Here is a 23,123-nt window from a genome sequence, read left to right on the forward strand (position 1 = left end):
CACCCCATGGCTGACTTCGTCGGCGCAGTGGACCAGGGGACCACCAGCACCCGGTTCATGATCTTCGACCACGACGGGAACGAAGTGGCGAGGCACCAGCTGGAGCACTCCCAGATCCTGCCCCGGTCGGGGTGGGTCGAGCACGACCCCGTGGAGATCTGGGAACGCACCAACTCGGTGATCCAGAACGCCCTGCGGCACGGAAACCTGGAGGCCGAGGACCTGACGGCCATCGGCGTCACCAACCAGCGGGAGACGACCGTCGTGTGGGACCCCCGCACCGGCCGCCCGTACTACAACGCGATCGTGTGGCAGGACACCCGTACCGACTCCATCGCGGCCGCGCTGGAGCGCTCGGGCCAGGGGGACGTCATCCGCCGCAAGGCCGGTCTGCCGCCGGCCACGTACTTCTCCGGCGGCAAGATCCAGTGGATCCTGGAGAACGTCGACGGCGTCCGCGAGGCCGCCGAGCAGGGGCACGCCCTCTTCGGCAACACCGACTGCTGGGTGCTGTGGAACCTCACGGGCGGCCCCGACGGCGGCATCCACGCCACCGACGTCACCAACGCCAGCCGCACCATGCTCATGAACCTGGAGACCCTCGACTGGGACGACGAACTCCTCGGCTTCTTCAACGTCCCCAGGGCGATGCTCCCGACCATCAACCCGTCCTCCCACCCCGAGGCCTACGGGCAGACCCGCACCTCCCGGCCGCTGCGCGCCGCCATCCCCGTCACCGGCGTCCTCGGCGACCAACAGGCGGCCACCGTCGGACAGGTCTGCTACGCGCCCGGCGAGGCCAAGAACACCTACGGGACCGGCAACTTCCTCGTCCTCAACACCGGAACCGAACTGGTCCGCTCGCAACACGGCCTGCTCACCACGGTCGCCTACCAGTTCGGCGACGAGCCCGCCGTGTACGCGCTCGAAGGTTCCATCGCCGTCACCGGCTCCGCGATCCAGTGGCTGCGCGACCAGCTGAAGATCATCAACGACGCGGCGGAGAGCGAACGTCTGGCGCAGACGGTCGAGGACAGCGGAGGCATCTACTTCGTCCCCGCCTTCTCCGGCCTGTTCGCACCGTACTGGCGATCCGACGCCCGCGGCGCCATCGTCGGCCTCGCCCGCTACCACGACAACGGCCACGTGGCCCGCGCGGCCCTGGAAGCGATCTGCTACCAGAGCCGCGACGTGGTGGAGGCCATGGAGCAGGACTCCGGCGTCCACCTCGACGTGCTGAAGGTCGACGGCGGCGTCACCGCCAACGACCTGTGCATGCAGATCCAGGCCGATGTCCTCGGCGTACCGGTCAGCCGCCCGGTGGTCGCCGAGACGACCGCGCTCGGAGCCGCGTACGCCGCCGGCCTCGCCACGGGCTTCTGGCAGAGCACGGACGAACTGCGCACCCACTGGCAGGAGTCCAAGCGCTGGGAGCCGCAGTGGTCCGAGGAACGGCGCGCGGAGGGCTACGAGGGCTGGAAGAAGGCGGTGGAGCGCACGCTCGATTGGGCCAAGGTCGAATAGGGTAGGGTCTCGCCGCTCGTGGTCCGTACGCCGGACACCCACGGACGGAAGGCTGGGCCATGCGGAAACTGATCTACGGCATGAACCTGACCCTGGACGGCTACATCGCCGCGGCCGGCGACGACATCGACTGGAGCGGACCGCCGAGCGACGAGCTGTTCCAGTGGTGGCTCGACCACGAGCGGGAGAGTGGCCTGTCGCTGTACGGGCGCAAGCTGTGGGAGGCGATGAGTTCCTACTGGCCGACCGGCGACCAGCGGCCGGGCGCCACCCCGGCGGAGATCGAGTTCGCGCGCAACTGGCGGGACACGCCGAAGGTGGTGTTCTCCTCGACGATCGACAAGGTCGACTGGAACACCCGCCTGGTCACCGGCGACGCGATCGCCGAGATCACCCGGCTCAAGGCCGAGGACGGCGGCCCGATGGACATCGGCGGCGCGACGCTCGCCGGGGCGGCCATGCGCGCCGGGCTGATCGACGAGTACGTGATCGCCACCCATCCGGTCCTGGTGGGCGGCGGCACGCCGTTCTTCACCGCGCTGGACGGCTGGGTGAACCTGAACCTGGTGGAGACGCGGACGTTTCCCGGCGGCGTGGTCCTGACCAGGTACGAGACGAGGCGCTGAGCGGCCTGTCCGCCGAGCGGCCGGTCCTCGGCGGGGCTCGGCGGGTCTCAGTCGGGTTTGCGCAGGTCGGAGGCGGCTCCGGCGCTGAGTTCGACCCGGACCAGGGCGGCCGCCAGCCTCGGCAGATCCTCCGCGTCGACGAGCCGCGCCAGGTCTTCGGGGGTCCGGGGGAGGCCGAGTTCGGAGGCGGCGTGCCGGGCCCGGCTGTCGAACGCGGGGCGCAGCTCGGGCCACAGCCCCTGGGCTTCGCGGCAGAAGATGTCCGCCCCGACCGGTCCGATCCGCGGGACTTCCCTCAGCAGTTCGCGCACGCGGTCCGGTTCCCCGTCGGCCGCGTCGCGCAGGCGGCGCAGGTCGCCGCGGTACCGGTCGAGGAGGAGTGCGGCCCCCTCGCCGAGTGCGGTCGAGGTGCTCTCGTCGTAGCGGCGGTAGTGCGCTCGGCCGAGCGCGTCCACACGGTCCTGCCAGGACGACGCGTCCATCGCCCGGGGGGTGCGCAGCCCGGCCCCGAACAGTTCGCGGGCCGCGGCCACGGCGATGTCGGCCTTGATGCGTACCGAGAACAGCACGCAGAGCGTCAGCAACTGGTACAGCGGGGCGGGCGTGTTCCGCAGTCGGATGCCGGCTTCCTCGGCGTGGGTGCGCCCGTACGCGTCCATCAGGCGTCGTACGGTCGTCTGCTGCGTCTGCTGGGTACGTCGCCGGGCCACGGCGGGCCTCCCTCGCTCATGCGGTCAGCGGGCCGGGCCGCTCGCGGAGCGCGTCGGCGGCGACCTGGGCGAGCGTGCGCCCGGTACGGACGGACCGCGCGCGTCGCGGGTCGGGCGTCGCGCCGGTGGTGGCCCGGCCGTCGGCGTGCTTGACCAGGAGCCACGCCTCGGGGGTGTCTTGCCCCGTACGGATGCGGGTGAGCGAGTAGGCGCCGTGCAGCTTGCGGCCGTCCAGGCGGAACGAGGCGTGCCCCCGTTCCAGCGCGTCGGCGAGCGGGATCTCGTGGCCGGCGCGGTCGGAGGAGATGTTGCGGTACGTTCCCTCGTCCCACACGATCACCGTGCCGCCGCCGTACTCGCCCGCGGGAATCACGCCCTCGAAGTCGCGGTAGTCCAGCGGGTGGTCCTCCGTCGGCGTCGCGAACCGCTTGTCGTGCGGATCCCTGGAAGGACCCTTCGGTACCGCGAAGGACTTCAGGACGCCGTCGGCTTCGAGCCGGAAGTCGAAGTGCATGCTCCGCGCGTCGTGGATCTGGACGACGTACGACGGCTCCTCCCCCGTGCCGGTTCCGCGAGCCGCCCCTCCGGCTCGGCCGTCCGGGAGAAGTCGCGCCGCCGGTGATAGCGGGCCAGCGGGCCGGTCGTGGCCGCCATGACTCCCTCCTCACGCCCATCCCCACCGCTGATGGATCAAACGTTCGAGTCGGGTCCGTGCGGGTATATGCCACATCGAGGCTGGCGAGAGCCCGAGACCCGCTGTCACCGAGGCGGTGAGATCCGATGTCCCAGTGCAAGATCCCCGACTACCGCACCGGCCACCGAGGCCGGCACTGGACCCATGCCCTGCGCGCAGCCCAGCGGGCGGGGGCCGTCATCGTCACGGACGAGACCCGCGAACCGGTCTCGTATGCCCACGACGACACCGGCCCCGGCCGCTTCCGGCCCTGGATCACCGCCGCCGGCATCCGCTACGACAGCCACGACGTCCACCCGGAGTGGTGACCCGCCGTCCGTGGCCGCGTCGCGGTGTCGCGCGCACGTCAGTGCGTGTGCGCGTGCCAATGGAACTTCCCGCCGCCGACCCACCGGACCTCGCCCGGGTCGTCCAGGTCGTGGATGGTGATGCCTGCGGCGGCAGCCGTGAGGATCACGTCCGTCATGGACCGGGCCATGCTGACCACCTCGCCGTCGATTTCCACGATGCGGAACGGCGGGTCTCCGGGATGCACGCCGAGTACGGTCACCCGCGCCTCGGACATGTACGGCATCGCGCCTTCGGTCATACGCAGCTCGCCTCCACTTCCTGGCCCGGCGGCACCGGTTACGACAAGCGCCTGCCCGCGACGGGGTGACTCATGCCGGGGTGTTCCTGCTGCGCGGCGCACTCCCGTAGCTCATGTGGCCCGACGCAACAGCACGCTGTACGGCCCGTCGCCGGGTCGTACAGCGCGCCCTCTGCCGTCAGCAGTCGTCGTCGTACCCTCCGCCCCAGTCGTCATCGTGGTCGTAGCCGCCGTGGTGGTCGTCGTCCCAGCCGCCACCGGTCACGTACGTGGCAGAGTGCGTGGGAACGGCCGCGGAGGCGGTACCCGCTGCTCCGAGGGCGGCGCCGCCGGCCATCAGAACACCGATGGCGGACACCGCGAACAGACGCTTCACTCTCAGTGCTTGCATGATGAAACCCTTCTCGTTTCTCGTTGCCGTGCTCGCTGGGGCACGAGGCCGTTGCCGACTCTTCGCGCGAGAGTGTGCACGCATGGTGCAAAAGCCGCATGAATGAGGGATGCGATCAGCGCGTACGCGGCGTCAACACGACCCCGGTGGGCCGCGGACCTTCTCGAATGGCGCGCGCTGTGTTCTCGATTCTCAAGCCTCGCGCTTCAGCGCATCACTGCAGGCTGAGGGGTGCCCCGCAGTTGCGGCTCTCATCTACAAATGCTAATCACGCCCACGCGACTCGGCATCTCGGGCGCCGGCCCGTCGGACGCGACGCGGGAGGTGACGCGCGGGCGCCGGCGGCGCGGGCGTAGGCTACGCCCCGGCACGAACGCGGCAAGGGGGACGGGCACATGGCGGCCGACGCGGCACAGAGGTGGGGGTCGACCCTCGATTCCGTAGTGGTGTACGCGCAGGGCGCGCTCTGTCGTCGCCTGGCCCGCGGCAGCGTGCCGGCGGACGGTCGGGTACGGGTGACGGGACTGCCCCGCTCGCTGGATCCGGGCTCGTTGCGGGCCGGTGTCGTGGGGACTTCGGTCACACGTGTTACCGAGGCCCGCGTGGAAGTCGAAGCGGAGCCGCTCGGAACCGAGGCGCCCGGCGCGTTGCGGCGCGAGGTGGAGCGGTTGGGCGACGAGCACGCGGCGGCCCAGGCCCGGCGGGACCGGCAGTTGGCCCTGATCGAGGAGGTCAGGGCCCTGCGCCCGGTGGCGCCGCCCCGCAGGCGCGATGACCCGCACCGCCGCACTCCGGTCGACGCGTGGCTGGAGTTGGCCGACTTCGTCGACGCGCGGCTGGAGCGGCTACACGTGCGACTCGCGGCCTTGGAGGAGGCGCTGAGCCACGTCGGGCACGAGCTCACCGTGGCCGCCGACCGGCTCGCCCGCGCCTCCACCGACGCGCCGTCGGCCCACGTGGAGACCACGATGTCCGCGCTCCTGACCCTCGACGGGGCCCATGGCGCGGACGTGGAACTGGAGTTGGAGTACGGGGTGCCGGGCGCCGTCTGGGTGCCGACGTATCGACTGACCCACCGTCAGGGCGATGACGCGGGGCGCCTGGTGCTGCGGGCCTCGGTCGCCCAGCGCACCGGTGAGGACTGGACCGGCGTCCGCGTCGCCCTGGCCACCGCCGACCTTCGGCGCCGCACCGACCTGCCGAGGCTCCGGTCGATCCGGATCGGACGCCGTCAGCCCGACCCCGCGCCGTCCGGCTGGCGCGAGCCCCCGGCGGGGCTCGGCGACCTGTTCACCGGGTACGAGGCGGCCGGCCCCCGCCCGGCACCGGCGTCCGCGCCCGTGGCGGTCTCCGCGCCCGCACTGGTCGGATCCGCGCCCGCCCCCGGACCCGTGCCACCACCGCCGATGCCGATGCCGATGCCGATGCCCCAGGCGTACGGGGCCCCGCCGCCCGCGCCTGCGGCGCCCGGCAGCACCGCTGGCGCCCGGCCCGGCTTCGCCGCCGGGTCGGCTCGGCCCAGGGCGGCGGCAGGCCCGCCGCCCTGGCCCCCGCCGCCCCCTCCGGCCCCGCGGCGCCCGGCGGGTCACGCCGCCGCCCGCACCGCCGACTCCCCGCCGGCCGGTCCGCCGCAGCCCAGCGGCGCCGAGCTCGACTACGCCGCCCTCGTCCTGTGCGGCCCCGACGAGCGGGGCGACCGTAGGGGCCGGCTGTTCCCCGACTCCCCCGTCGACCCGGCGGCGGTCGCGTGCCGCCGCCGCGCCGAGGCGGTGGCCCGGCTGCCGCTGCCCGGACACGCCGTGCGCCCCCGCGAGTCGGCGGGTTCCTTCGACCACCGCTTCGACGCCGCGGCCCGCGCCGACGTCCCGTCGGACGGTACGTGGCACACCGTCACGGTCGGCGAGATCCCGGTCGGTCTGCGCACCGAGTACCTGTGCGTGCCGTCCGTGGAGCAGACGGTGTACGCGACGTTGGTGCTCTCCAACTCCACCGACCAGGCCCTGTTGGCCGGTCCCGTCGAGGTCACCGTCGATGACGACTTCCTGCTGACCGCCGCTCTGCCCACGCTCGCCCCCGGCGGTGTCCGCCGGGTGGGGCTCGGTCCGGCCGAGGGCATCCGCGTCACCCGTCGTACGCACCTGCGCGAGTCGACGTCGGGGCTGCGCAACAACACCACCGTCCTCGACCACCGCGTGCACGTGGAGTTGGCCAACCGGCTCGCGAGGCCCGTCACCGTCGAGGTCCGCGAGCGGGTGCCCGTAACCTCCGAACCGGACGTGCGGATCGAGGAACGGGCCGACTGGACCACCCCCGAGAACGGCGCCCCGGAGCACCACGCCCCCGGCACCCGAGCCTGGCGGGTGGAGTTGCCCGCCGGTGGCACCGCCGCCCTCGAAGGCGGCTACGAAATCCGCGTCCCGGCCGGCAAGGCCCTGATCGACGGCAACCGCAGGAGCTGACGCACGCCATGTCCACGGCCCCGAAGCCGATCGCCCACCCGGTCATCGCCCTCCCCGTCACCGCCGTCACCTGTCTGGAGGATCGCGCCCACGTCGAGCGCGCCGTCGTGCTGGACCTGGAGGCCGGCGTACAGCGGCTGCGCCTCGGCCCGGTCACCGCGCTGGCCGTCGACCGCACACTCCACGCCGAGTTGACCTCCGGGCACCCGGCCACCGTCCTCGACGTGCGGATCGTTCGCACGTGGAGCCCGCGCGGGCCGTTGCCGCCCACCGACGACGACTCCGCCCTGCGCCGGCGCGCGCACGCCCTCGGAGAGGAACGGCTCGCCCTCGGGCAGCGGCGCGACCGACTGCTTACCCGCCTCGACGCGCTCGGGCACCTCGCCGCCGACCTGCTGCGGGAGATCGGCGAAGGCGCCGGTTCCGGGGAGAGCGAAGGGGCCCGCTGGACCCGGGAACTGGACCGAGTGGACGCCGAGCGGGAGACGCATGGAGAAGAACTCCGTACCGTGGAGGCACGGTTGGCCGCCTTGGCGGTTGAACTCGGGGATACCGAGCGGGCATTGGATCTCGCCGAGGAGCAACCAGCCGAGCTGGTCGGCCACATCGAGCTGACCGTACACTCCGCGTCCGCCGGCCAGGTGGGGCTGCGCGTGAGCCACTTGACGCCGTGCGCGCTGTGGCGGCCCGCCTACCGGGCCGTGCTCGACGGGGACTCCCTGACGCTGGAGACCGACGCGATGGTCTGGCAGCGCACCGGCGAGGACTGGTCGGACGTACGGCTGACGCTTTCGACAGCGCGGTCGGCTCTGGCCACCGATCCCCCGCGACTGGGCGAGGACCGGCTGACGCTACGGGACCGCTCCGCCGCGGAGCGCCGTACGGTCGACGTCGAGCTGCGCGAGGAGGAGATCGGGGACCTCGGCCCGGCCCCGGTGCTGGGTCTGCCCGGTGTGGACGACGGCGGCGAGGCGCGGGTGCTGAGCTCGCCCGCGCCGGTGTCCGTACCCGCGGACGGGCGCGCCCACCGGGTGCCGCTCTCCGCCTTCACGACGGCCGCGACCAGCGAGTACGCGTGTACGCCCGAGCTGTCACCGCTGGTCACCCGGGTGGTGCGGTTCGCCAACCGGTCCGGCCACGCGCTGCTCGCCGGCCCGGTGGACCTGGTGCGCGGCAGCGGATTCAGCGGGCGCGGCACCCTGGACTTCACCGCTCCCGGTGCCCCCGTCGAGCTCGCCTTCGGCAGCTGCGACGACCACCGGGTGGTGCGGCAGACCGAGGAGTCCCGCGACTCCACCGGCCTCACCCAGCGGACGGTGGTCACCCGCACGGTCCGGCTGCACCTGTCCCGGTTCTCCGCTCCCGGGGAGCAGGGCGAGCGGGTGGTCGTCGTTCGCGAACGCGTCCCGGTCTCCGAGGTCGCGGCGGTGGAGGTGCGCCTGCGCGGGGAAGCCTGCTCGCCGGCGCCCGACGCGGTCGACGCCGAAGGCATCGTCCGCTGGGACGTGCCGCTCCCGCCCGGCGGCCGCCGCACAGTGACCCTCGTCTACACCCTGTCGGCGAACTCCAAGGTCGTCGGACTCTGACCCCGGAGCCGGTCGCCCGTGTGGTCAGGCGCGGACCAGTGGGGTGTCGACCAGGTGCTCGGCGAGGAACCACGTCTGGAGTTCGCCGGTTCGGATCACCTGGGAGACCAGCAGGTCGTTGGTGCCGTCGTCGCCGGAGTTCCCGGTGCGGGCCGCCGCCTCGTGGGCGTCGGTGAGGATGGTCTCGTGCGCCTTCAGCAGGCGCGAGAGCATGGCGGGTACTTCCTCCACGCCGTCCGGAGGACGCGGGATCGAGGTGATCTCGGCGACGTGCCGGGGATCGCCCACCGCGACACCGCCCAGGGTCTGGACCCGCTCGGCGAGGGCGTCGACCAGTGCCAGCTGTTCTCCGGCGTGCTTGTCCAGGACCAGGTGGAGTTGGTAGAAGGTCACGCCGCGCATCAGCCAGTGGTGCTTCTTGTAGAGCCCGTAGAGGATCTGCGTGTCGGCGAGGATCCTGTTGAGGCGTTGGCACGAGTACATCCGCGTCTCGTAGGACAGGCCGAGGGGGAACTGCTTGACGGTTCCGAACGGCTGGATGATCTCTCCCGTCTGGTGCAGCCACGGCTGGCTGCCGCTCACGCGCGGGGAGTTGACGGTCATGGGTGCGCCTCCTGCGGATGCCGGTCGGTTACAGGTGTAACGCTAGGGGCCCCGACCTGCGGCGCGTTGCCCAGGAGCGCATGCGGAAGTGCTCGGCAGCGCACTGAAGGAAAGGGCGCCGGCACGTAGTTCGTTCTGGGGCAAGGCCCCATGCACCGGCGGGCAGGGCGCACGCTCTCGCGCTGCCTAGCCTCCTCGCTGTTGGCGTGATCCCGAAAGGCGACGAGGAGAGACATGAGCGGGAACGAACGGGTCGATCAGGTCGAAGAGGTCGACGTGGTCGTGGTGGGGTTGGGGCCCGGAGGCGAGTACCTCGCCGGTTCGCTGGCGGACGCCGGGCTGGACGTGGTGGGCGTCGAGGCGGAACTCGTCGGGGGCGAGTGCCCGTACTGGGGGTGCGTACCCAGCAAGATGATGATCAGGGCCGGGAACCTGCTCGCCGAGGCGGGTCGCGTGTCGCTCCTCGCCGGTGAGGCGAAGGTGACGCCCGACTGGAGCCGGGTCGCCGGACGCATCCGGGGCGAGGCCACCGACGGCTGGAACGACCGGGTGGCCGCCGACCGCCTCACGGCGAAGGGCGGCCGACTCGTGCGTGGCAAGGGACGGCTCAGCGGGACGCGGCGGGTGACGGTCGGCGAGCGCACGTTCCGGGCCCGCACCGGAGTGGTCCTGGCCACCGGCGCCACACCCCGCATCCCGCCGATCCCGGGCCTGGCGGCCACGCCGTACTGGACCAATCGGGACGCCATGGCGGCCCGTGACCTTCCGGCCTCGATGATCGTGCTCGGCGGGGGCGCCATCGGCGTGGAACTCGCCCAGGTCTTCGCGCGTTTCCAGTGTGCCGTCACCGTGGTGGAAGGGCAGGCCCGCCTGCTGTCGCAGGAGGAGCCGGAGGCCGGGGAGCTCGCGGAGAAGGTGTTGCGCGAGGACGGCGTCACCGTCCTCACCTCGGTCCGGGCCGAGCGGGTCGACCACGACGGCACCGCTTTCACCGTCCGCATCGAGGGCGGGGACGGGCCGGACGGGCCCCTGCGTGCCGAACGGCTGCTCGTCGCCACCGGACGCGGCGCGGACCTGGCGGCTCTGGGTCTCAAAGCCGCGGGTCTCGAAGCCGCAGGCCTCGAAGCCGCGGGTCTCGACGCGGGCGGCCTCGGCCGGTCGGCCGGGACCGTGCCCACGGACGGGCAGATGCGCGCCGGGGACGGGCTCTGGGCGATCGGCGACATCACCGGCCACGGGAGCTTCACCCATGTGTCGATGTACCAGGCGGAGATCGCCCTACGGGACATCCTGGGCCGTCCCGGCCCCGACGCCGACTACCGGGCCCTGCCCCGCGTCACCTTCACGGACCCCGAGATGGCGGCCGTGGGACTCACGGAACGGCAGGCGCGTGACCGACAGCTGCGCGTGCGCACGAGCCTGGTCCCGATCTCGTCCTCCACACGCGGTTGGATCCACGGGCAGGGCAACGACGGGTTCATCAAGTTGGTCGAGGACGCCGACCGGGGCGTCCTGATCGGGGCGACCTCGGCGGGACCGGCGGGGGGCGAGGTGCTGTACGGGCTGAACGTCGCCGTCCACGCCGAAGTACCGGTCGAACAGCTGAAGCACATGATCTACACCTATCCCACCTTCCACCGCACGGTGGAAGCCGCTCTGGGAGCCCTGCGCTGAGGCTGCGGGGGCGGGACCCGAGGGAACCGCACAGGACCGCCACGTCGCTGGAACTCCTCTTCGACCTCTGCTTCGTCATCGCGGTCGCGCAGGCGTCCGAAAGCCTGAGTGAGGCGGTGTCCGAAGGACACCACCTCAGCGGCGCCCTGCGCTTCGCGCTGGTGTTCTTCACGATCTGGTGGGCGTGGATGAACTTCACCTGGTTCGCGTCCGCCTACGACCCGGACGACATCCCGTACCGGTTGACGGTGCTGGCGCAGATCGCCGGGTCGCTCGTGCTCGCCGCCGGTGTGCCCAGGGCGTTCGAGTCGGGTGATCTGGGCGTCATCACGCTGGGCTACGTCGTCCTGCGTACGACGCTGACGATCCTGTGGTTGCGCGTCGCGCGGTCGGATCCCGCTCGGCGGCGCACCGCGCTGCGCTTCGCCGTCGGGGTGACGAGCTGCCAGGTCGGCTGGGTCGGTGTGCTCCTCCTCCCGGAAGGGGCCCGGCTGCCGGCCATCCTGGTGCTGATCGCCGCCGAGCTGTGCGTCCCGGTGTGGGCGCAGTCGGCGGGCATGACGCCGTGGCATCCGCGCCACATCGCCGAACGCTACGAACTGTTCACGCTCATCGTGCTCGGCGAGTCCGTCGCGGCCGCCACGACGGCGGTACGCGGCGCCCTGGACCGCAGCCACGCCGGCGGTGCGCTGTACCTGCTGGCGGGAGGTGGTCTGCTGCTCGTCTTCGCCCTGTGGTGGCTGTACTTCGCGCGGCCGGCGCACGCTCTGCTCGCCACCTCGCACCGGGCCCACCGCAGAAGGTTCACGTGGGCGTACGGCCACTACCTGATCTTCGCCGCGGCGGCCGCGGAGGGCGCCGGGCTGGCGGCCTACGCCGGGCTGGTAACACGTGACACGGGGCGGCCGCCGATCTCGGCGGGCATCGCCGTCACGCTGCCGGTGGCGGTCTTCCTCATCGCCGTGTGGGCGGTGCACATCCGGCCGCACCGGCGGAGCGCGGTGGAGCGGCTCGCGTTCCCGGCGGCCGCCGTCGGGGTCCTGGCGGCCGCCTGGTCACCGGCGCCGGCCCTGGTCGCCGCCGTGCCGGCGGCGGCGCTGGTCGTCGTGGTCACCGTGGTCGACCGGGCCGAGCGGGTGCGGCGGGAGGGAGCGTAGCGCGAGGAACGGTTGCGCGGACGAACCGAGTTCGTCCGCGCAACACGTGTAACTCCCGGTCAGCCGGTCGCGCGCACCGCCGCACGGATCACGTCGGCGACCTCCTTGGGCCGCGAGAGCGCGACCGCGTGCGACGCGCCCTCGATCTCGACGACGGTCGCCCCGGCGCGCTTCGCGCCGAAGCGCTCCACCTCGGGGTTGATCGCGTTGTCGGCGTCGGCGATGACCGCCCAGGACGGCTTGGTCTTCCACGCGGCCGCCGAGGCCGTCTCCTCGAAGGCCGCGACGGCGAGCGGGCGCTGCGCCGCGGCCAGGACCGTGGTGACCTCGGCCGGCAGGTCGGCGGCGAACACCGACGCGAAGGCATCGGCCGTGATGGTGACCTCGGCGGCCCCCTCGTCACCGCCGGCGACGGGGTACGTCCACTGCTTGAGGTTGCTCACCAGCGGGGAGAGCGGGAAGCGCCCCTGCAGCTCGCCGAGGCTCTCGCCCTCCTCCAGGACGTACGCGGCCACGTAGACCAGTCCGACGACGTTCTCGGTGGCGCCGGCCACGGTGATGAGCGCACCACCGTAGGAGTGCCCGACCAGGACGACGGGGCCGTCGATCTGGGCGGCCACCGAGGCGACGTACGCGGAGTCCGAGGCCAGGCCGCGCAGCGGGTTCGGCGGCGCGATCACCGGGATGCCGTGGCTCTGGAGCTCGGCGATGACGCCGGACCAGCCGGCCGCGTCGGCGAACGCCCCGTGGACGAGGACGACGGTGGGGATTTGGGTGCTCATGTCTGCTGTTCTCCGTGTAGTGATCGAAATCAGTGTGGGTCGAAAATCAGAAGCTGTGCGGGATCCGTGATCAGAAGGTGTGCGGGATCCGTGCGCCGTGCGCGCGAGGCGCGTCGCCTCAGTCGAAGCGCAGGTCGGAGAGCTGCCGTTCGAGGGCGTCGACCTCGTCGTCGACCTCGCCGTCGGCCCCTTCGTCGCGCGCGGCAGGCGACTCCGGGCGGGCCGCCATGAGGGCGGCCAGTTCCCGGCCCGCCCGCCGGATGCGCGCGGGCAGGCCCTCGGTGTACTCGTCGCCGCCGGAGCCCCAGTCCTCAGACGCCGCGTACACGGCGGTGGGGACGACGTCGGCGCGCAGGTAGGCGAAGAGCGGTCGCAGCGCGTGCTCCAGGACCAGGGAGTGGCGGGAGGTGCCTCCCGTCGCCGCGATCAGGACCGGCTTGCCGGTGAGCGCGTCGGGGTCGATGAGGTCGAAGAAGGACTTGAACAGCCCGCTGTAGGAGGCGGTGAACACCGGCGTCACCACGATCAGACCGTCCGCGCCCGTCACCGCGTCGATCGCGGTGGCCAGCTGGGTCGACGGGAAGCCGGTCACCAGGTGGTTGGCGACGGCGACGGCCAGTTCACGCAGCTCGATGACCTCGGTCTCCACGACCCGGCCGGCGGCGTTCGATTCACCGCCGACCGACGTGGCGAGGCGGTCCGCCAGCAGTCGGGTGGACGACGGGGTGCTCAGCCCGGCGGAAACGGCGACGAGCCTCACGCGGCGATCACCTCCCGGGCGGCGCGCAGCGACGCGTGGGTGGGAGCGTCCGGCACGTCGGCCGGGCGGCCGATCGCGAACTCCTTGCGCAGCACCGGTACCACCTCCTCGCCGAGGATGTCGAGCTGCTCCAGGACGGTCTTCAGCGGCAGGCCCGCGTGGTCCATGAGGAACAGCTGCCGCTGGTAGTCGCCGACGCTGTCCCGGAAGGCGAGCGTCCGCTCGATGACCTGCTGGGGAGAGCCCACCGTGAGCGGGGTCTGCCGGGTGAAGTCCTCCAGCGAGGGTCCGTGGCCGTAGACGGGCGCGTTGTCGAAGTAGGGGCGGAACTCGCGTACCGCGTCCTGCGAGTTCTTGCGCATGAAGGCCTGTCCGCCGAGGCCGACGATGGCCTCCTCGGGGCGGCCGTGACCGTAGTGGGCGTAGCGCCGCCGGTACAGCTGGACCATGCGACGGGTGTGGTCGGCCGGCCAGAAGATGTTGTTGTGGAAGAAGCCGTCGCCGTGGAAGGCCGCCTGCTCGGCGATCTCCGGGGAGCGGATGGAGCCGTGCCAGACGAAGGGCGGCACGCCGTCCAGGGGCCGGGGCGTGGACGTGAACCCCTGGAGCGGCGTACGGAACGTGCCCTCCCAGTCCACGACGTCCTCACGCCAAAGGCGGCGCAGCAGGGCGTAGTTCTCCTTGGCGAGGTTGAGGCCCTGTCGGATGTCCTGCCCGAACCAGGGGTATACCGGGCCGGTGTTGCCGCGCCCCATCATCAGGTCGACCCGGCCGTCGGCCAGGTGCTGGAGCATCGCGTAGTCCTCGGCGATCTTCACCGGGTCGTTGGTGGTGATCAGCGTGGTGGCCGTGGAGAGGATCAACCTCTCCGTGCGGGCGGCGATGTAGCCGAGCATCGTGGTCGGCGACGACGGCACGAACGGCGGGTTGTGGTGCTCGCCGGTCGCGAAGACGTCCAGGCCGACCTCCTCCGCCTTCAGCGCGATGGCGACGATCGCCTTGATGCGTTCGTGCTCCGTGGGGGTACGGCCGTTGGTCGGATCGGGGGTCACGTCCCCGACCGAGAAAATGCCGAATTGCATGGGTGCCTCTTCGTTCCGGCAACGGTGTGGATGGTCGGAAATCTAGGCACGGGACGGACGCCCGCCATGCCCGTGCGTGCAGTGGCGCGTGACCGTCAGTGCCCTCTCCGGCGCGCCGGAAGCAGGCACCATGGAGGTCACGTGCTCATGGCGCTGCTGCGCGATCACGGAGCGACGTACGTCCCGGCAGCCGACGATGGAGGCTTGTGTGCTGCCGCTCGATCTGAGAACCGTCACACCGCGCGAGCGAGCCGAGGCGTTCCACCACGCGTTGACGGACGCGTCGGTGCCCAACGACGTCTTCCACGAGGAGCCCGAGACGGGCATCCACGCACGCGTGGAGCGGTGGCAGATCGCGGAGTTGGACTGTTTCTCCACCCGCAACTCGGGTTTCGAGGTGGCTCGCTCGCCTCCCGGCTCTCCCGAAGCGGTCTGTTCCGCTCGGCCCGCCACGTGCTCGACTGCCAGCAGGGTCACCAACTCGGCGACGCTGCACGCCAGATGAAGTCCCGTACGCGGTGCGCACCACCCGGGCAGGGTGTCGACCAGCGCACGCAGGAGCGGCACGAGCAGCGGCGCCACGGCTCCCCCGGCGAAGGGGGCCCGGTGGGCGAGAGCCTGTACCTGGCCGTCGGTGAGCGCCAGGACGCGACGCGGGATCCGCACCAGGTGCAGTTCGAAGTCCTCGGACGCGTGGAGGGCGAAGGGTTCCGCCGCGTCGGACACGAAGAGGTCGCCGGCGTCGCAGGGTTCGACCGTCCCCCGGCGTACGAGGGTCGCCCGGCCGGAGGTCCGGAGGCCCAGCACCAGGTGCGGTTCGGCCGCGGCGTCGCCCGGCTCGTGGACGCGGGAGTGCGCCGCCCCTCGCAGCGTGCTCACCCGAAGGAAGCCGAGGGTGCCGAGGGCGCTGGTGCGGGCGGGTGCGAGCGTCAGGCTCATGGAACTCCCTGATCGAAGCGTTCGTGGCGGCGCGCCGGCACGGTTCGGGCCGCGGAAATCGGCTCACGGCGGACGGGTCCACGGCCTTCAGCGTGCTGGGCCCCGGCGGGAAGCAGAAGGCGGTCGGCCGTGTTGTGCGGACAAGGGCAAGAGCCATGCACACTGGGACATCTCCGCGGTGTCACTCTGGTTCGGGCGGGGACGAGAAAGGGACATCGGTGGAGAGCGGCGGCCTGTACGACACGACGCTGATCGGTCGGCAGCGCGAACGTGCGCTGTTGGAACGGTCCTTGGAGCGGGCACGGTCCGTATCCGGCGGCTCGTCGGTGGTGTTGCGGGGCGATGCGGGCATCGGCAAGACCGCTTTGCTGGACTGGACGGCCGCGCGCGCCGCGGACGACGGCTTCACCGTCCTGCGGGCGGCGGGCAGCGAGGCGCAGATCGGCATCGCGTTCGGGGTGCTGCACCAGGTGCTCGGGCCCCTGCTGGAGCGGACGCGCGTCCTGTCCGAGCAGCAACGGGACGCATTGGAACGGGCCTTGGGGCTCCGCGCGGGAGTTCCCACCGGAGGCTTCATGGTCGGCGCGTCGGCGCTGACCCTGCTGGCGGAGGAGGCGCGGCGGCATCCGGTGCTGATCCTGGTGGACGACCTGCACTGGGTGGACTCCTCCAGCGCCGCCGTGTTCGGCTTCCTCCACCAGCGCATCACCGACCTGCGGACGGTCATGGTGTGCGCGAGTCGTCCCGACGGCACCGCGCTGGACGGCCGGCCCGCGCACCCGGTGGACGTCGAGGCGCTGTCGGGCGAGGAGTCCCTCACGCTGCTGCGGCGTTGGCATCCGGAGCTCGCGGCCGCCACCGCCCAGCGGGTGGTGAACGAGGCCGCGGGCAATCCCCTGGCCCTGGCCGAGCTGCCCGGCCGGCTGGCGAACGAGCACCTCAGGGGCATCGCGCCGTTGCCGGAGCTGCTGCCGCTCGGACAGCGGCTGGAGGCGCTGTTCGTACGTCGACTGCGCGCGCTGCCGGCGGCCGCGGTGCGGGTGTTGCTGCTCACCGCGCTGGACGCCGCCGGCGGCGCGGGCGTCGCCGGGGAGGAGTCGGGGGCCGATCCGGGCCGTGCGGAACGGATCCTGGGGCACATCGAGGCCGGCGGGCTCGCCCGGCTGGACCACGCCGGACGGCTGGTCTTCCGGCATCCGCTGGTACGCAGCGCCGTGATCGCCTCCGCCTCGCGGGCGGAGCTGCGCGCGGCCCACCGGACGCTGGCGGAGCGGCTGCGCGCGGACGACCCGCGCCGGCTGCTGCACGAGGCCGCGGCCGCCGAGGGCGGCCGAGCCCCTCGCCGCGCGGCTGCACGAAGCGGGCAGCCGTATCGCGCTGCGCGGCGGTGACGCGGAAGGAGCGCTGCTGCTGGAGCGCGCGGCGGCGCTCAGCGTCGAGCCCGAGGCCAGGGCGCGGCGGCTGACCTGGGCGGCCGTGATGTGGGCCCGGGGCGGGCGGCTCGCGTACGCGGCCCGATTGGTGGAGGAGTTGGGACGGGGACCGGTGCCGCAGGACATCGCCCCGTTGTTCGCCTACGCGGTCGTGTACGTCGACCAGAGCCACCACGTCGACTTCGCCTCGTCGTTCTCCCTGCTGCCCGATGCCCTGGCCGCGCTGACGGCCTCCGGTGAGCAGGCGCACGGGGACCTCGTGGAGCAGATGTTCTTCAAGCTGCTGCTGGCCTCCACGTACACGGGTGATCGCCGGGGGTGGGAGAGCCTGGAGCGGCATCGCGAGCACGTCTCCCCGGCCGCCCGCCTGTGCCACCGCGCCTGGGCCGATCCGCCGCGCACGGCACACGGCACCGGGGCTGAACTCCACGCGAGGATCGCCCACATGACGGTCCGTCGGGAGACGGGTGACGCCTGGCTGCTGCTGTGGACGGCATCGGCGGTGGACGGCGGCGAGGCGGACCTGTGGCGCCTCGCCGGCGGCGAGCACACGTACGCCACCCAGGGGGCCGTCGCGAAGGCGAGGTGCCATGACGCCTACCTGCGGGGCCGGTGGGAGGCGGCGGAGGACTGTCTGCGCGAGGCCGACACCGCCGAGGAGCTCGGCTACCACTGCAACGCCCTGCTCTTTCGGCACTACTACGCGTACTTCCTGGCGGGCCGGGGGGACGAGCAGGGCCTGCGCGAGCTGCGGGAGCGCATCGAGCCGGCGGCGGCGCGGGCCCGGATGCGGTTCGTGACGGACCATCTGGACCACCTGCGGGCGCTGGCCGCGCTGGCGCACGGCCGGCACGAGGAGGCGTACGCGCTGCTCTCCCGCATGATGGCGCCGGGCGAGCTGTCGGGCGAACTGTCCTGGTTCCACCTGCCGTTCTTCGATGTCGTGTACGCCGCCCTGCGGTGCGGCCGGCGCGCGGAGGCGCTCGCCCACGTCGCGGCGGCCCGTGCGGCCCGCATGGACGAGATCTCCGCGCACCACGCCTTCCTGCTGGCCGCGGCGGTCGCCCTGACCGCCGACGACGAGGAGGCGGACGCGGCCTACGCGGCGGCCTACGCGGTACCGGGCTCCGGCCGGTGGGCCTTCGACCTGGCCCGTCTACGGCTGGCCCACGGTGCGCGGATGGGCCGGTGGGGGCGGCGGACCGAGGCGGAAGAGGTGCTGCACGCCGCCTACCGCACCTTCCGCGAGCTGCGGGCCTCGCCGTGGGCGGAGCAGTGCCTGGACGAGCTGCGGGCCGCGGGTCGGCTGCCGCTCGCCCCGGCGCCCGGACCCTGCGCGCTCACGGCCCAGGAGCTGCGCATCGCCCGGCTCGTGGCCACCGGCATGACGAACAAGGAGGTCGGCGCGGCGCTGCGACTGTCGCCCCGCACGGTGGGAGCGGCTCTCTACCGGATCTTCCCGAAACTGGGGATCACATCGCGGGCTGCCGTGGCGCGGGCGCTGTCGACTCCGTCAGGGCGAGGGCCACTGCGGCTCGGGTCGTGATGCCCAACTTGGGGAAGATCTTGTAGAGGTGCGCGCCGATCGTACGGGGGGACAGGCCGAGCCGCTCACCGATCTGCCGGTTGGTCAGGCCCTCGGCGGCCAGTTCCGCGATGCGCGACTCCTGTGCCGAAAGCAGGGGGTGGCCTGCGGCCGCTCCGTCCGCTCGCGTCGCATCGGCCCCGGAACCGGACGTCCCGGTGGCGCCCGTCACCGCGTCCAGCCCACGGGACGCCTGCTCGGCCCAGGGGGTGGCGCCGAGGTGGGTGAAGGCGGCGAGCGCGGCCTCGTAGTGGACGGCGGCGCTCTCGCTGCGGCCGCGTCGCCGCAGCCACGTGCCGTGCGCCAGGTGGGCGCGGGCGAGCGGGAAGGGCCAGGCGGCCGCGCCGGGGGCCGCGTAGACGGCCGCGTACCGCTCCTCCGCTTCCTCGTCGGCGGCCGCGAGGGCCTCGGCGACGGCCACGAGGAAGGCGTGGTGCGGCGAGACCCGGTCGATGCCGGCCTCCTTGACCGTCTTCAGGTGACACGGGACCTCGGCCCGCCGCCCGCTGTCGACGGCGGCATGCACCCAGTCGACGAGCGACAGGTGGAACCAGGGCGAGCGCGGAGCGAGGGCGCCGGGCGGGGTGAGGCTCCGGGCGTGCTGCCAGGCTTCTTCGGCGCGGCCCTGGGCGAGGGCGCACAGGACCTTCAGTCCCGTCAGGCGCTCGGAGACGGAGCGCATGCGCCGCTCGCGCGCCGGGGCGTCGAGGAGCGGCTCCAGCTCGGCGAGAGCGGCCCGGTCGCCGCGCGCGGCCAGGACCTGGGCCACGTTCTGCAGGAACAGCATCTCGTTGAACACGTGGCCACAGGCGGCCGAGACCTCGGCGCCCTGGCGGGAGACGCCGAGGGAGACGTCCCAGCGGCCGTGCAGGAAGTCGTCGTGGCTCTGGACGGCGTCGAGGAAGGCCTGCGCCGCGTACGCCCGGCCGCGCGCGAAGCGGCTCCACAGCCCGTCGTGCTCCCGGACGACGTCGACGGCGGCGGCCGTCCACAGCAGCAGCCAGGCGGCGGGCGTCTCCCGGTGCTCGGGCAGCGCCTCGATCGCCTCGCGCAACCGGAGCGGCACGTCGTGGACGGTGTCGGGCGGGCCTGCCCAGGCGCGCCGGCACAGGGCCGCCGGCTCGGAGGTGTCCACCAGACGGTGTTGGGCGGCGGCCCACGCCCGCTCGTCCCCGGTGTGGACGGCCACGACGACGATCAGGAAGAGCATCGCTTCGAGCAGCACCGTACGCTGCTCCCCGGCCTCCGAGGAGGACAGCACGTCCAACGCGTCGGGGAGCAGGTCGATCGACGGCGTCGGGTCGCCGTCGAGCTGGAGCCTGGTGTAGGCGACGGCGAAGGCGTACAGGGGGGCGGGTTCGGGTCTTCCGGGCCGGGCTTCCGCCTCGGCCCGGGCGACGAGGTCCGCCGCGAGCCGCAGATGTCCGCTCCGCGCGGCCAGCGCGGCGGCGGCGACGCAACGCGTCGACCGGAGCGCGGTGTCCGGGGTGAGACCGGCGGCTCGCGCCATCATGCGGGCGGCTTCCGCGTCGGCGCCCCGGGCGGCCATCCTGTCCGCCTCCTCGTGGAGAAGCGCGGCGAGTGCGCCGTCCGTGCCGAGGGTCGCTGCCGCCAGGTGCGCGATCCGTCGGGGGCTTTCCACGGGGTGCGCGTCGGCGAGCAGCCGGTGCGCCGCCCGGCGTTCGGCGGGTGAGGATATGTGCATCAGCCCGGCCCGCACCAGCGGGTGGTGGAACGTCACGCGGTCCGATGCCGGATCGGCGTACGCCAGTCCGGCGCTCTCGACGCGGTCGCGGAACTCGGCCCAGCCGGCCCCCTCCTGACGCTCGGCCAATTCCCTGAGGAACGCCAGGCGTTGGGCGAACGAGCCACCGAGGGCCGCCACCAGCAGCAGGTGTCGGACCGGGGCCGGCAGGGCCCGCAGCCTGTCCTCGTAGAGGCGCCCGAGGCGTTCGCCGAGGGGCAGTTCGTCGAAGAGTTCGGCCAGGTCGCCCGCCGTCGGCTCTCCCGGGCGCCCCGGGTCCTCCGCGGCCACATCGCTCAGCTGCGTCGACAGCTCGTGCAGCGCGAGCGGGTTGCCGCCGGCGGCGCGCAGCACCCGACGGCGTGCTCCGTCGGGGAGTCGGGGGTGCAGGGTACGCAGGAGCAGTTCGGCCTGCGGCTCGTCCAGCGGTTCCAGGGCGAGCACCCGGCCGGGCAGGCCCTCGGTGTCGTCCGCGTCCGTGCGCGCGGTGCGGCGTACGGCGGCGATGACGACGACGGGCAGCGGGGCCAGGTGCCGTCGGACGTACCCGAACACGGCGGCGCTGGACGGGTCGGCCCACTGGAGGTCGTCCAGCAGGACGACGACGGGGCGGCGCGCCGCGGTGTGGGCGAGCAGCGACAGGGCGGCGCCGGCCACCGTGAATCCGGCCGGCGGGGCGCCTTCCCGGAGCCCCAACGCGGCTTCCAGCGCTTCGCGTTGCTCAGGGGTGAGCGCTTCGGCGTCATCCAGCAGCGGCCAGAGCACCTGGTGCAACGCGGCGAACGGCAGGCTCGACTCGGCTTCGGCGCCGGTCATCCGCAGGACGCGCAACCCGGCGCGGCGGGCCGCCGCCTCGGCCACGTTCAGCAGCGCGGTCCTCCCGGTGCCGGGATCGCCGCGCAGCACGAGCGAGGTGCCGACGGAACCGATCTCCACGAGCGCCGACTCGATGGCCGCGACGTGTGCCTCGCGTCCGGCCAGGACCGGTTCGCCCCCTGGATCCTCGGGCATGCCCACACCCGTCATGAGCCGGTCCCCTCGCCTTTCCCACCCTCACGCCCGATCCGTTCTCCGGGCCGCCCGCCCAGTAGACCAGACACGCGACGAAGGGCAGGAATCCGCTCCGGCGGCGGCTTCGATCCGCCTCCACGACGGCTCGGCCGATCGGCGGCGCGCCCCGGGCCGGGAGGGCCGGATGGGCGACTGCGCGCGCGGGGCGCCGTCCCTGCGGTCACCCTGGCTCCATGACCGATTCACATCGCGCCCCCTCTCCCTCGGGCGACGACCGGGTCGTCGAGCGCCTCGTACCGGCCTGGCTGGCCGAGGCGGCGGGCAGTGGCTCACCGATGGCCGACCGAGCCCGACGGGACTGGGAGCGGGGCCGGCTGTCCCCCGAAGCCGCCGAAGACCTCGCCGACTGGGTCACGGCCCGGGTCACCGACACCGCGTTCAACGCCGACAAGGAGCCGGATCCGGCGGCCCGGGTACGGGTCAGCGTCGCCGACAAGGCGGCGGTGCACCGCTGGCTGGCCGCCCGGGGGCACAGGCTCGACGCGACGTAGGCGGTGTCCGGCCCCACCGGCGCATGCGGTGCCCACGGGTGGGCAGGCGCCCCTGCGTACGAGGAGGTGGCACACGGCAGGAACTCGACAGGAAGGTGACCGGCCATGGCTCTGGTAGCGGCCGAGGTCAAGGGCGCGCCCTGCTGGCTGAGCCTGACCACGCGCGATCTGGAGGCCGCCGAACGCTTCTACGCCGGGGTCCTGGGCTGGTCGTTCCGGCCCGGCAGCTTCGGGCGCGCCTTCTCGGTGGCCGAGCTGGACGGCGTACCGGTGGCGGGGCTGGGGGCCGTGGCGGAGCAGTTCGCCGTCGCGGTGGCCTGGGTGCCGTACTTCTCCGTCGACGACGCCGACGAGGCGGTCGCGCGGATCCGGGGGCGCGGCGGCACGGTCGGTGTCGGCCCCGTGTCGTATCCCCCGCGAGGGCGCGCCGCGCTCGCGGCGGACTTGGAGGGAGCCGTCTTCGGCATCTGGGAAGGCCTGGTCCTGCCGCAGTGGCGGACGGGTACCGGACCGCCCTCCGCGTGGTTGGAACTGCACACCCGCAACGCCTTCGACGCCGCCCTCTTCTACGGGGACGTCCTGCGCTGGGCCGGTGGTGAGGGCTGCTGCGAGCCTGCCTACGAGGACGATCGGGTCGTGCTGCGCCATCAGGGCGAGGCCCTCGCGGCCCTCAACAGCGGCCCGGTCGAGGCCGGCGCCGAGGAAGCCCAGCAGCGACCGCGCTGGCTGGTCCACTTCCGGGTGGACGACCTGGCGGCGGCCCGCGCGGCAGCCCTGCGCCTGGGAGGCAGTGTGGCGACCGGGGCGGAATGGGGCGCCGCCGTGGACGAGCAACTGACCCTGAGGGACCCTGACGGCGCCCTCTTCACCCTGGACCGGGCCCCGTGGCGATGACGGAGATCGAGATCCAGCTGAAGGCGATCGCCGCGCTCACGGCCCTGAGGTCCGGCGCCGACGCCGAGTTCGTCTCGAACCTGCTGGGCGAGGTGATTCCCGCGGAGTTCGTCGTTCCCGTCGGTGCGGGCGTGGAGGAGACGGGCCTGGCGGTACTCCAGCAGGTGTCTCAGCCCCTGAATGCCCTGGTGAACGGCTTCATCCTGGCGTTCGACGCGGTGGCCACGGCCTTGGACGGCGCGGGCCTCGACCTGTCCACCGAGGATCTCCTGCAGACTCTCGCCCTGAGCCTGGCCGTGGAGGACACCGAGGGCTGATTGCGACGCAGC

General features: G+C 73.0%; 21 protein-coding genes and 1 pseudogene. 12 read left to right on the forward strand and 10 right to left on the reverse strand.

Annotated elements, in window-relative coordinates; translation table 11 throughout:
* Positions 1-6: 6 nt before the first annotated feature.
* The gene (gene glpK / locus M4D82_RS03010) at positions 7-1,524 is read left to right on the forward strand and encodes a glycerol kinase GlpK (protein ID WP_249764523.1); all 1,518 of its coding nucleotides are present in this window, start codon (positions 7-9) and stop codon (positions 1,522-1,524) included.
* 59 nt (positions 1,525-1,583) lie between these two features.
* On the forward strand, positions 1,584-2,150 hold the full coding sequence (locus M4D82_RS03015) for a dihydrofolate reductase family protein (protein WP_249764524.1): 567 nt from the start codon (positions 1,584-1,586) through the stop codon (positions 2,148-2,150).
* Positions 2,151-2,197: 47 nt separating this feature from the next.
* Here the strand turns inward: M4D82_RS03015 and M4D82_RS03020 are convergent, their stop codons facing one another.
* Together M4D82_RS03020 and M4D82_RS03025 are read right to left on the reverse strand one after the other, a co-directional pair.
* Positions 2,198-2,809 (reverse strand): endonuclease, encoded by a 612-nt coding sequence (locus M4D82_RS03020; RefSeq protein ID WP_249771401.1) that lies wholly within the window; start codon positions 2,807-2,809, stop codon positions 2,198-2,200.
* A 67-nt stretch (positions 2,810-2,876) separates the two neighbouring features.
* A pseudogene (locus M4D82_RS03025) lies at positions 2,877-3,514 on the reverse strand (DNA polymerase ligase N-terminal domain-containing protein).
* A 126-nt stretch (positions 3,515-3,640) separates the two neighbouring features.
* Here M4D82_RS03025 and M4D82_RS03030 point away from each other — a divergent pair.
* Positions 3,641-3,862, forward strand: coding sequence for a hypothetical protein (locus M4D82_RS03030; RefSeq protein ID WP_249764525.1), 222 nt, complete (start codon positions 3,641-3,643; stop codon positions 3,860-3,862).
* Positions 3,863-3,900: 38 nt separating this feature from the next.
* Here M4D82_RS03030 and M4D82_RS03035 read toward each other — a convergent pair whose 3' ends face one another.
* Positions 3,901-4,143, reverse strand: a complete 243-nt coding sequence (locus M4D82_RS03035) for a hypothetical protein (RefSeq protein ID WP_249764526.1) — start codon at positions 4,141-4,143, stop codon at positions 3,901-3,903.
* 178 nt (positions 4,144-4,321) lie between these two features.
* Entirely contained in the window at positions 4,322-4,534 is a 213-nt protein-coding gene (locus M4D82_RS03040; protein WP_249764527.1) for a hypothetical protein, read from the reverse strand.
* Between the two features lie 395 nt (positions 4,535-4,929).
* Between M4D82_RS03040 and M4D82_RS03045 the strand changes: the two genes are divergently transcribed.
* Together M4D82_RS03045 and M4D82_RS03050 are read left to right on the forward strand one after the other, a co-directional pair.
* Positions 4,930-6,993: a DUF4139 domain-containing protein gene (locus M4D82_RS03045; RefSeq protein WP_249764528.1), complete on the forward strand. Its 2,064-nt coding sequence runs from the start codon at positions 4,930-4,932 to the stop codon at positions 6,991-6,993.
* A gap of 8 nt (positions 6,994-7,001) precedes the next feature.
* Complete coding sequence (locus M4D82_RS03050) at positions 7,002-8,579, forward strand: DUF4139 domain-containing protein (RefSeq protein ID WP_249764529.1); 1,578 nt, start codon at positions 7,002-7,004, stop codon at positions 8,577-8,579.
* 24 nt (positions 8,580-8,603) lie between these two features.
* Here M4D82_RS03050 and M4D82_RS03055 read toward each other — a convergent pair whose 3' ends face one another.
* Positions 8,604-9,182 (reverse strand): Dps family protein, encoded by a 579-nt coding sequence (locus M4D82_RS03055; RefSeq protein WP_249764530.1) that lies wholly within the window; start codon positions 9,180-9,182, stop codon positions 8,604-8,606.
* Positions 9,183-9,416: 234 nt separating this feature from the next.
* On the opposite strand from M4D82_RS03055, the gene M4D82_RS03060 reads away from it, so the two are divergent.
* Positions 9,417-10,856: a dihydrolipoyl dehydrogenase family protein gene (locus M4D82_RS03060; RefSeq protein ID WP_249764531.1), complete on the forward strand. Its 1,440-nt coding sequence runs from the start codon at positions 9,417-9,419 to the stop codon at positions 10,854-10,856.
* Between the two features lie 2 nt (positions 10,857-10,858).
* A complete protein-coding gene (locus M4D82_RS03065) occupies positions 10,859-12,013 on the forward strand; it encodes a low temperature requirement protein A (protein ID WP_502989046.1) in 1,155 nt (384 codons plus the stop codon).
* Between the two features lie 59 nt (positions 12,014-12,072).
* On the opposite strand, the gene M4D82_RS03070 is transcribed toward M4D82_RS03065, so the two are convergent.
* The 4 genes from M4D82_RS03070 to M4D82_RS03085 all read right to left on the reverse strand — a co-directional run bounded on the left by M4D82_RS03070 (position 12,073) and on the right by M4D82_RS03085 (position 15,576).
* Positions 12,073-12,795: an alpha/beta fold hydrolase gene (locus tag M4D82_RS03070; RefSeq protein WP_249764532.1), complete on the reverse strand. Its 723-nt coding sequence runs from the start codon at positions 12,793-12,795 to the stop codon at positions 12,073-12,075.
* Between the two features lie 118 nt (positions 12,796-12,913).
* Positions 12,914-13,555, reverse strand: coding sequence for an FMN reductase (locus M4D82_RS03075; RefSeq protein WP_249764533.1), 642 nt, complete (start codon positions 13,553-13,555; stop codon positions 12,914-12,916).
* Complete coding sequence (locus M4D82_RS03080) at positions 13,552-14,637, reverse strand: LLM class flavin-dependent oxidoreductase (protein WP_249764534.1); 1,086 nt, start codon at positions 14,635-14,637, stop codon at positions 13,552-13,554. Before M4D82_RS03080 ends, M4D82_RS03075 begins: the two co-directional genes overlap by 4 nt.
* 42 nt (positions 14,638-14,679) lie before the next feature.
* A complete protein-coding gene (locus tag M4D82_RS03085; protein WP_249764535.1) occupies positions 14,680-15,576 on the reverse strand; it encodes an AraC-like ligand-binding domain-containing protein in 897 nt (298 codons plus the stop codon).
* Positions 15,577-15,794: 218 nt separating this feature from the next.
* Between M4D82_RS03085 and M4D82_RS03090 the strand changes: the two genes are divergently transcribed.
* Complete coding sequence (locus tag M4D82_RS03090) at positions 15,795-16,967, forward strand: AAA family ATPase (protein WP_249764536.1); 1,173 nt, start codon at positions 15,795-15,797, stop codon at positions 16,965-16,967.
* A gap of 88 nt (positions 16,968-17,055) precedes the next feature.
* Positions 17,056-18,555 carry a helix-turn-helix domain-containing protein gene (locus M4D82_RS03095; RefSeq protein ID WP_249771405.1) on the forward strand — a complete coding sequence of 500 codons (1,500 nt, stop codon included), beginning with the start codon at positions 17,056-17,058 and terminating at the stop codon, positions 18,553-18,555.
* Here M4D82_RS03095 and M4D82_RS03100 read toward each other — a convergent pair.
* Positions 18,482-21,349 carry a helix-turn-helix transcriptional regulator gene (locus tag M4D82_RS03100; protein WP_249764537.1) on the reverse strand — a complete coding sequence of 956 codons (2,868 nt, stop codon included), beginning with the start codon at positions 21,347-21,349 and terminating at the stop codon, positions 18,482-18,484. The genes M4D82_RS03095 and M4D82_RS03100 overlap by 74 nt on opposite strands.
* Positions 21,350-21,582: 233 nt before the next feature.
* Between M4D82_RS03100 and M4D82_RS03105 the strand changes: the two genes are divergently transcribed.
* From M4D82_RS03105 to M4D82_RS03115, 3 genes are all read left to right on the forward strand, one after another.
* The gene (locus M4D82_RS03105; RefSeq protein ID WP_249764538.1) at positions 21,583-21,900 is read left to right on the forward strand and encodes a hypothetical protein; all 318 of its coding nucleotides are present in this window, start codon (positions 21,583-21,585) and stop codon (positions 21,898-21,900) included.
* A 105-nt stretch (positions 21,901-22,005) separates the two neighbouring features.
* A complete protein-coding gene (locus M4D82_RS03110) occupies positions 22,006-22,794 on the forward strand; it encodes a VOC family protein (protein ID WP_249764539.1) in 789 nt (262 codons plus the stop codon).
* Entirely contained in the window at positions 22,785-23,111 is a 327-nt protein-coding gene (locus M4D82_RS03115) for a hypothetical protein (protein ID WP_249764540.1), read from the forward strand. The genes M4D82_RS03110 and M4D82_RS03115 overlap by 10 nt, the downstream gene beginning before the upstream one ends.
* Positions 23,112-23,123 lie beyond the last annotated feature (12 nt).

The sequence above is a fragment of the Streptomyces sp. RerS4 genome (genome assembly GCF_023515955.1).
In the GTDB taxonomy this organism is placed as follows: domain Bacteria; phylum Actinomycetota; class Actinomycetes; order Streptomycetales; family Streptomycetaceae; genus Streptomyces.

Excerpts from the sequence above, each read along its gene's own strand:
- M4D82_RS03095 (WP_249771405.1), top strand. The coding sequence starts at position 17,056 with ATGTGGGCCCGGGGCGGGCGGCTCGCGTACGCGGCCCGATTGGTGGAG.
- M4D82_RS03070 (WP_249764532.1), bottom strand. The coding sequence starts at position 12,795 with ATGAGCACCCAAATCCCCACCGTCGTCCTCGTCCACGGGGCGTTCGCC.
- M4D82_RS03030 (WP_249764525.1), top strand. The coding sequence starts at position 3,641 with ATGTCCCAGTGCAAGATCCCCGACTACCGCACCGGCCACCGAGGCCGG.
- M4D82_RS03110 (WP_249764539.1), top strand. The coding sequence starts at position 22,006 with ATGGCTCTGGTAGCGGCCGAGGTCAAGGGCGCGCCCTGCTGGCTGAGC.
- M4D82_RS03055 (WP_249764530.1), bottom strand. The coding sequence starts at position 9,182 with ATGACCGTCAACTCCCCGCGCGTGAGCGGCAGCCAGCCGTGGCTGCAC.
- M4D82_RS03105 (WP_249764538.1), top strand. The coding sequence starts at position 21,583 with ATGACCGATTCACATCGCGCCCCCTCTCCCTCGGGCGACGACCGGGTC.
- M4D82_RS03050 (WP_249764529.1), top strand. The coding sequence starts at position 7,002 with ATGTCCACGGCCCCGAAGCCGATCGCCCACCCGGTCATCGCCCTCCCC.
- M4D82_RS03020 (WP_249771401.1), bottom strand. The coding sequence starts at position 2,809 with ATGGACGCGTACGGGCGCACCCACGCCGAGGAAGCCGGCATCCGACTG.
- M4D82_RS03085 (WP_249764535.1), bottom strand. The coding sequence starts at position 15,576 with ATGAGCCTGACGCTCGCACCCGCCCGCACCAGCGCCCTCGGCACCCTC.
- glpK (WP_249764523.1), top strand. The coding sequence starts at position 7 with ATGGCTGACTTCGTCGGCGCAGTGGACCAGGGGACCACCAGCACCCGG.
- M4D82_RS03015 (WP_249764524.1), top strand. The coding sequence starts at position 1,584 with ATGCGGAAACTGATCTACGGCATGAACCTGACCCTGGACGGCTACATC.
- M4D82_RS03080 (WP_249764534.1), bottom strand. The coding sequence starts at position 14,637 with ATGCAATTCGGCATTTTCTCGGTCGGGGACGTGACCCCCGATCCGACC.
- M4D82_RS03040 (WP_249764527.1), bottom strand. The coding sequence starts at position 4,534 with ATGCAAGCACTGAGAGTGAAGCGTCTGTTCGCGGTGTCCGCCATCGGT.
- M4D82_RS03035 (WP_249764526.1), bottom strand. The coding sequence starts at position 4,143 with ATGACCGAAGGCGCGATGCCGTACATGTCCGAGGCGCGGGTGACCGTA.
- M4D82_RS03100 (WP_249764537.1), bottom strand. The coding sequence starts at position 21,349 with ATGCCCGAGGATCCAGGGGGCGAACCGGTCCTGGCCGGACGCGAGGCA.
- M4D82_RS03060 (WP_249764531.1), top strand. The coding sequence starts at position 9,417 with ATGAGCGGGAACGAACGGGTCGATCAGGTCGAAGAGGTCGACGTGGTC.
- M4D82_RS03045 (WP_249764528.1), top strand. The coding sequence starts at position 4,930 with ATGGCGGCCGACGCGGCACAGAGGTGGGGGTCGACCCTCGATTCCGTA.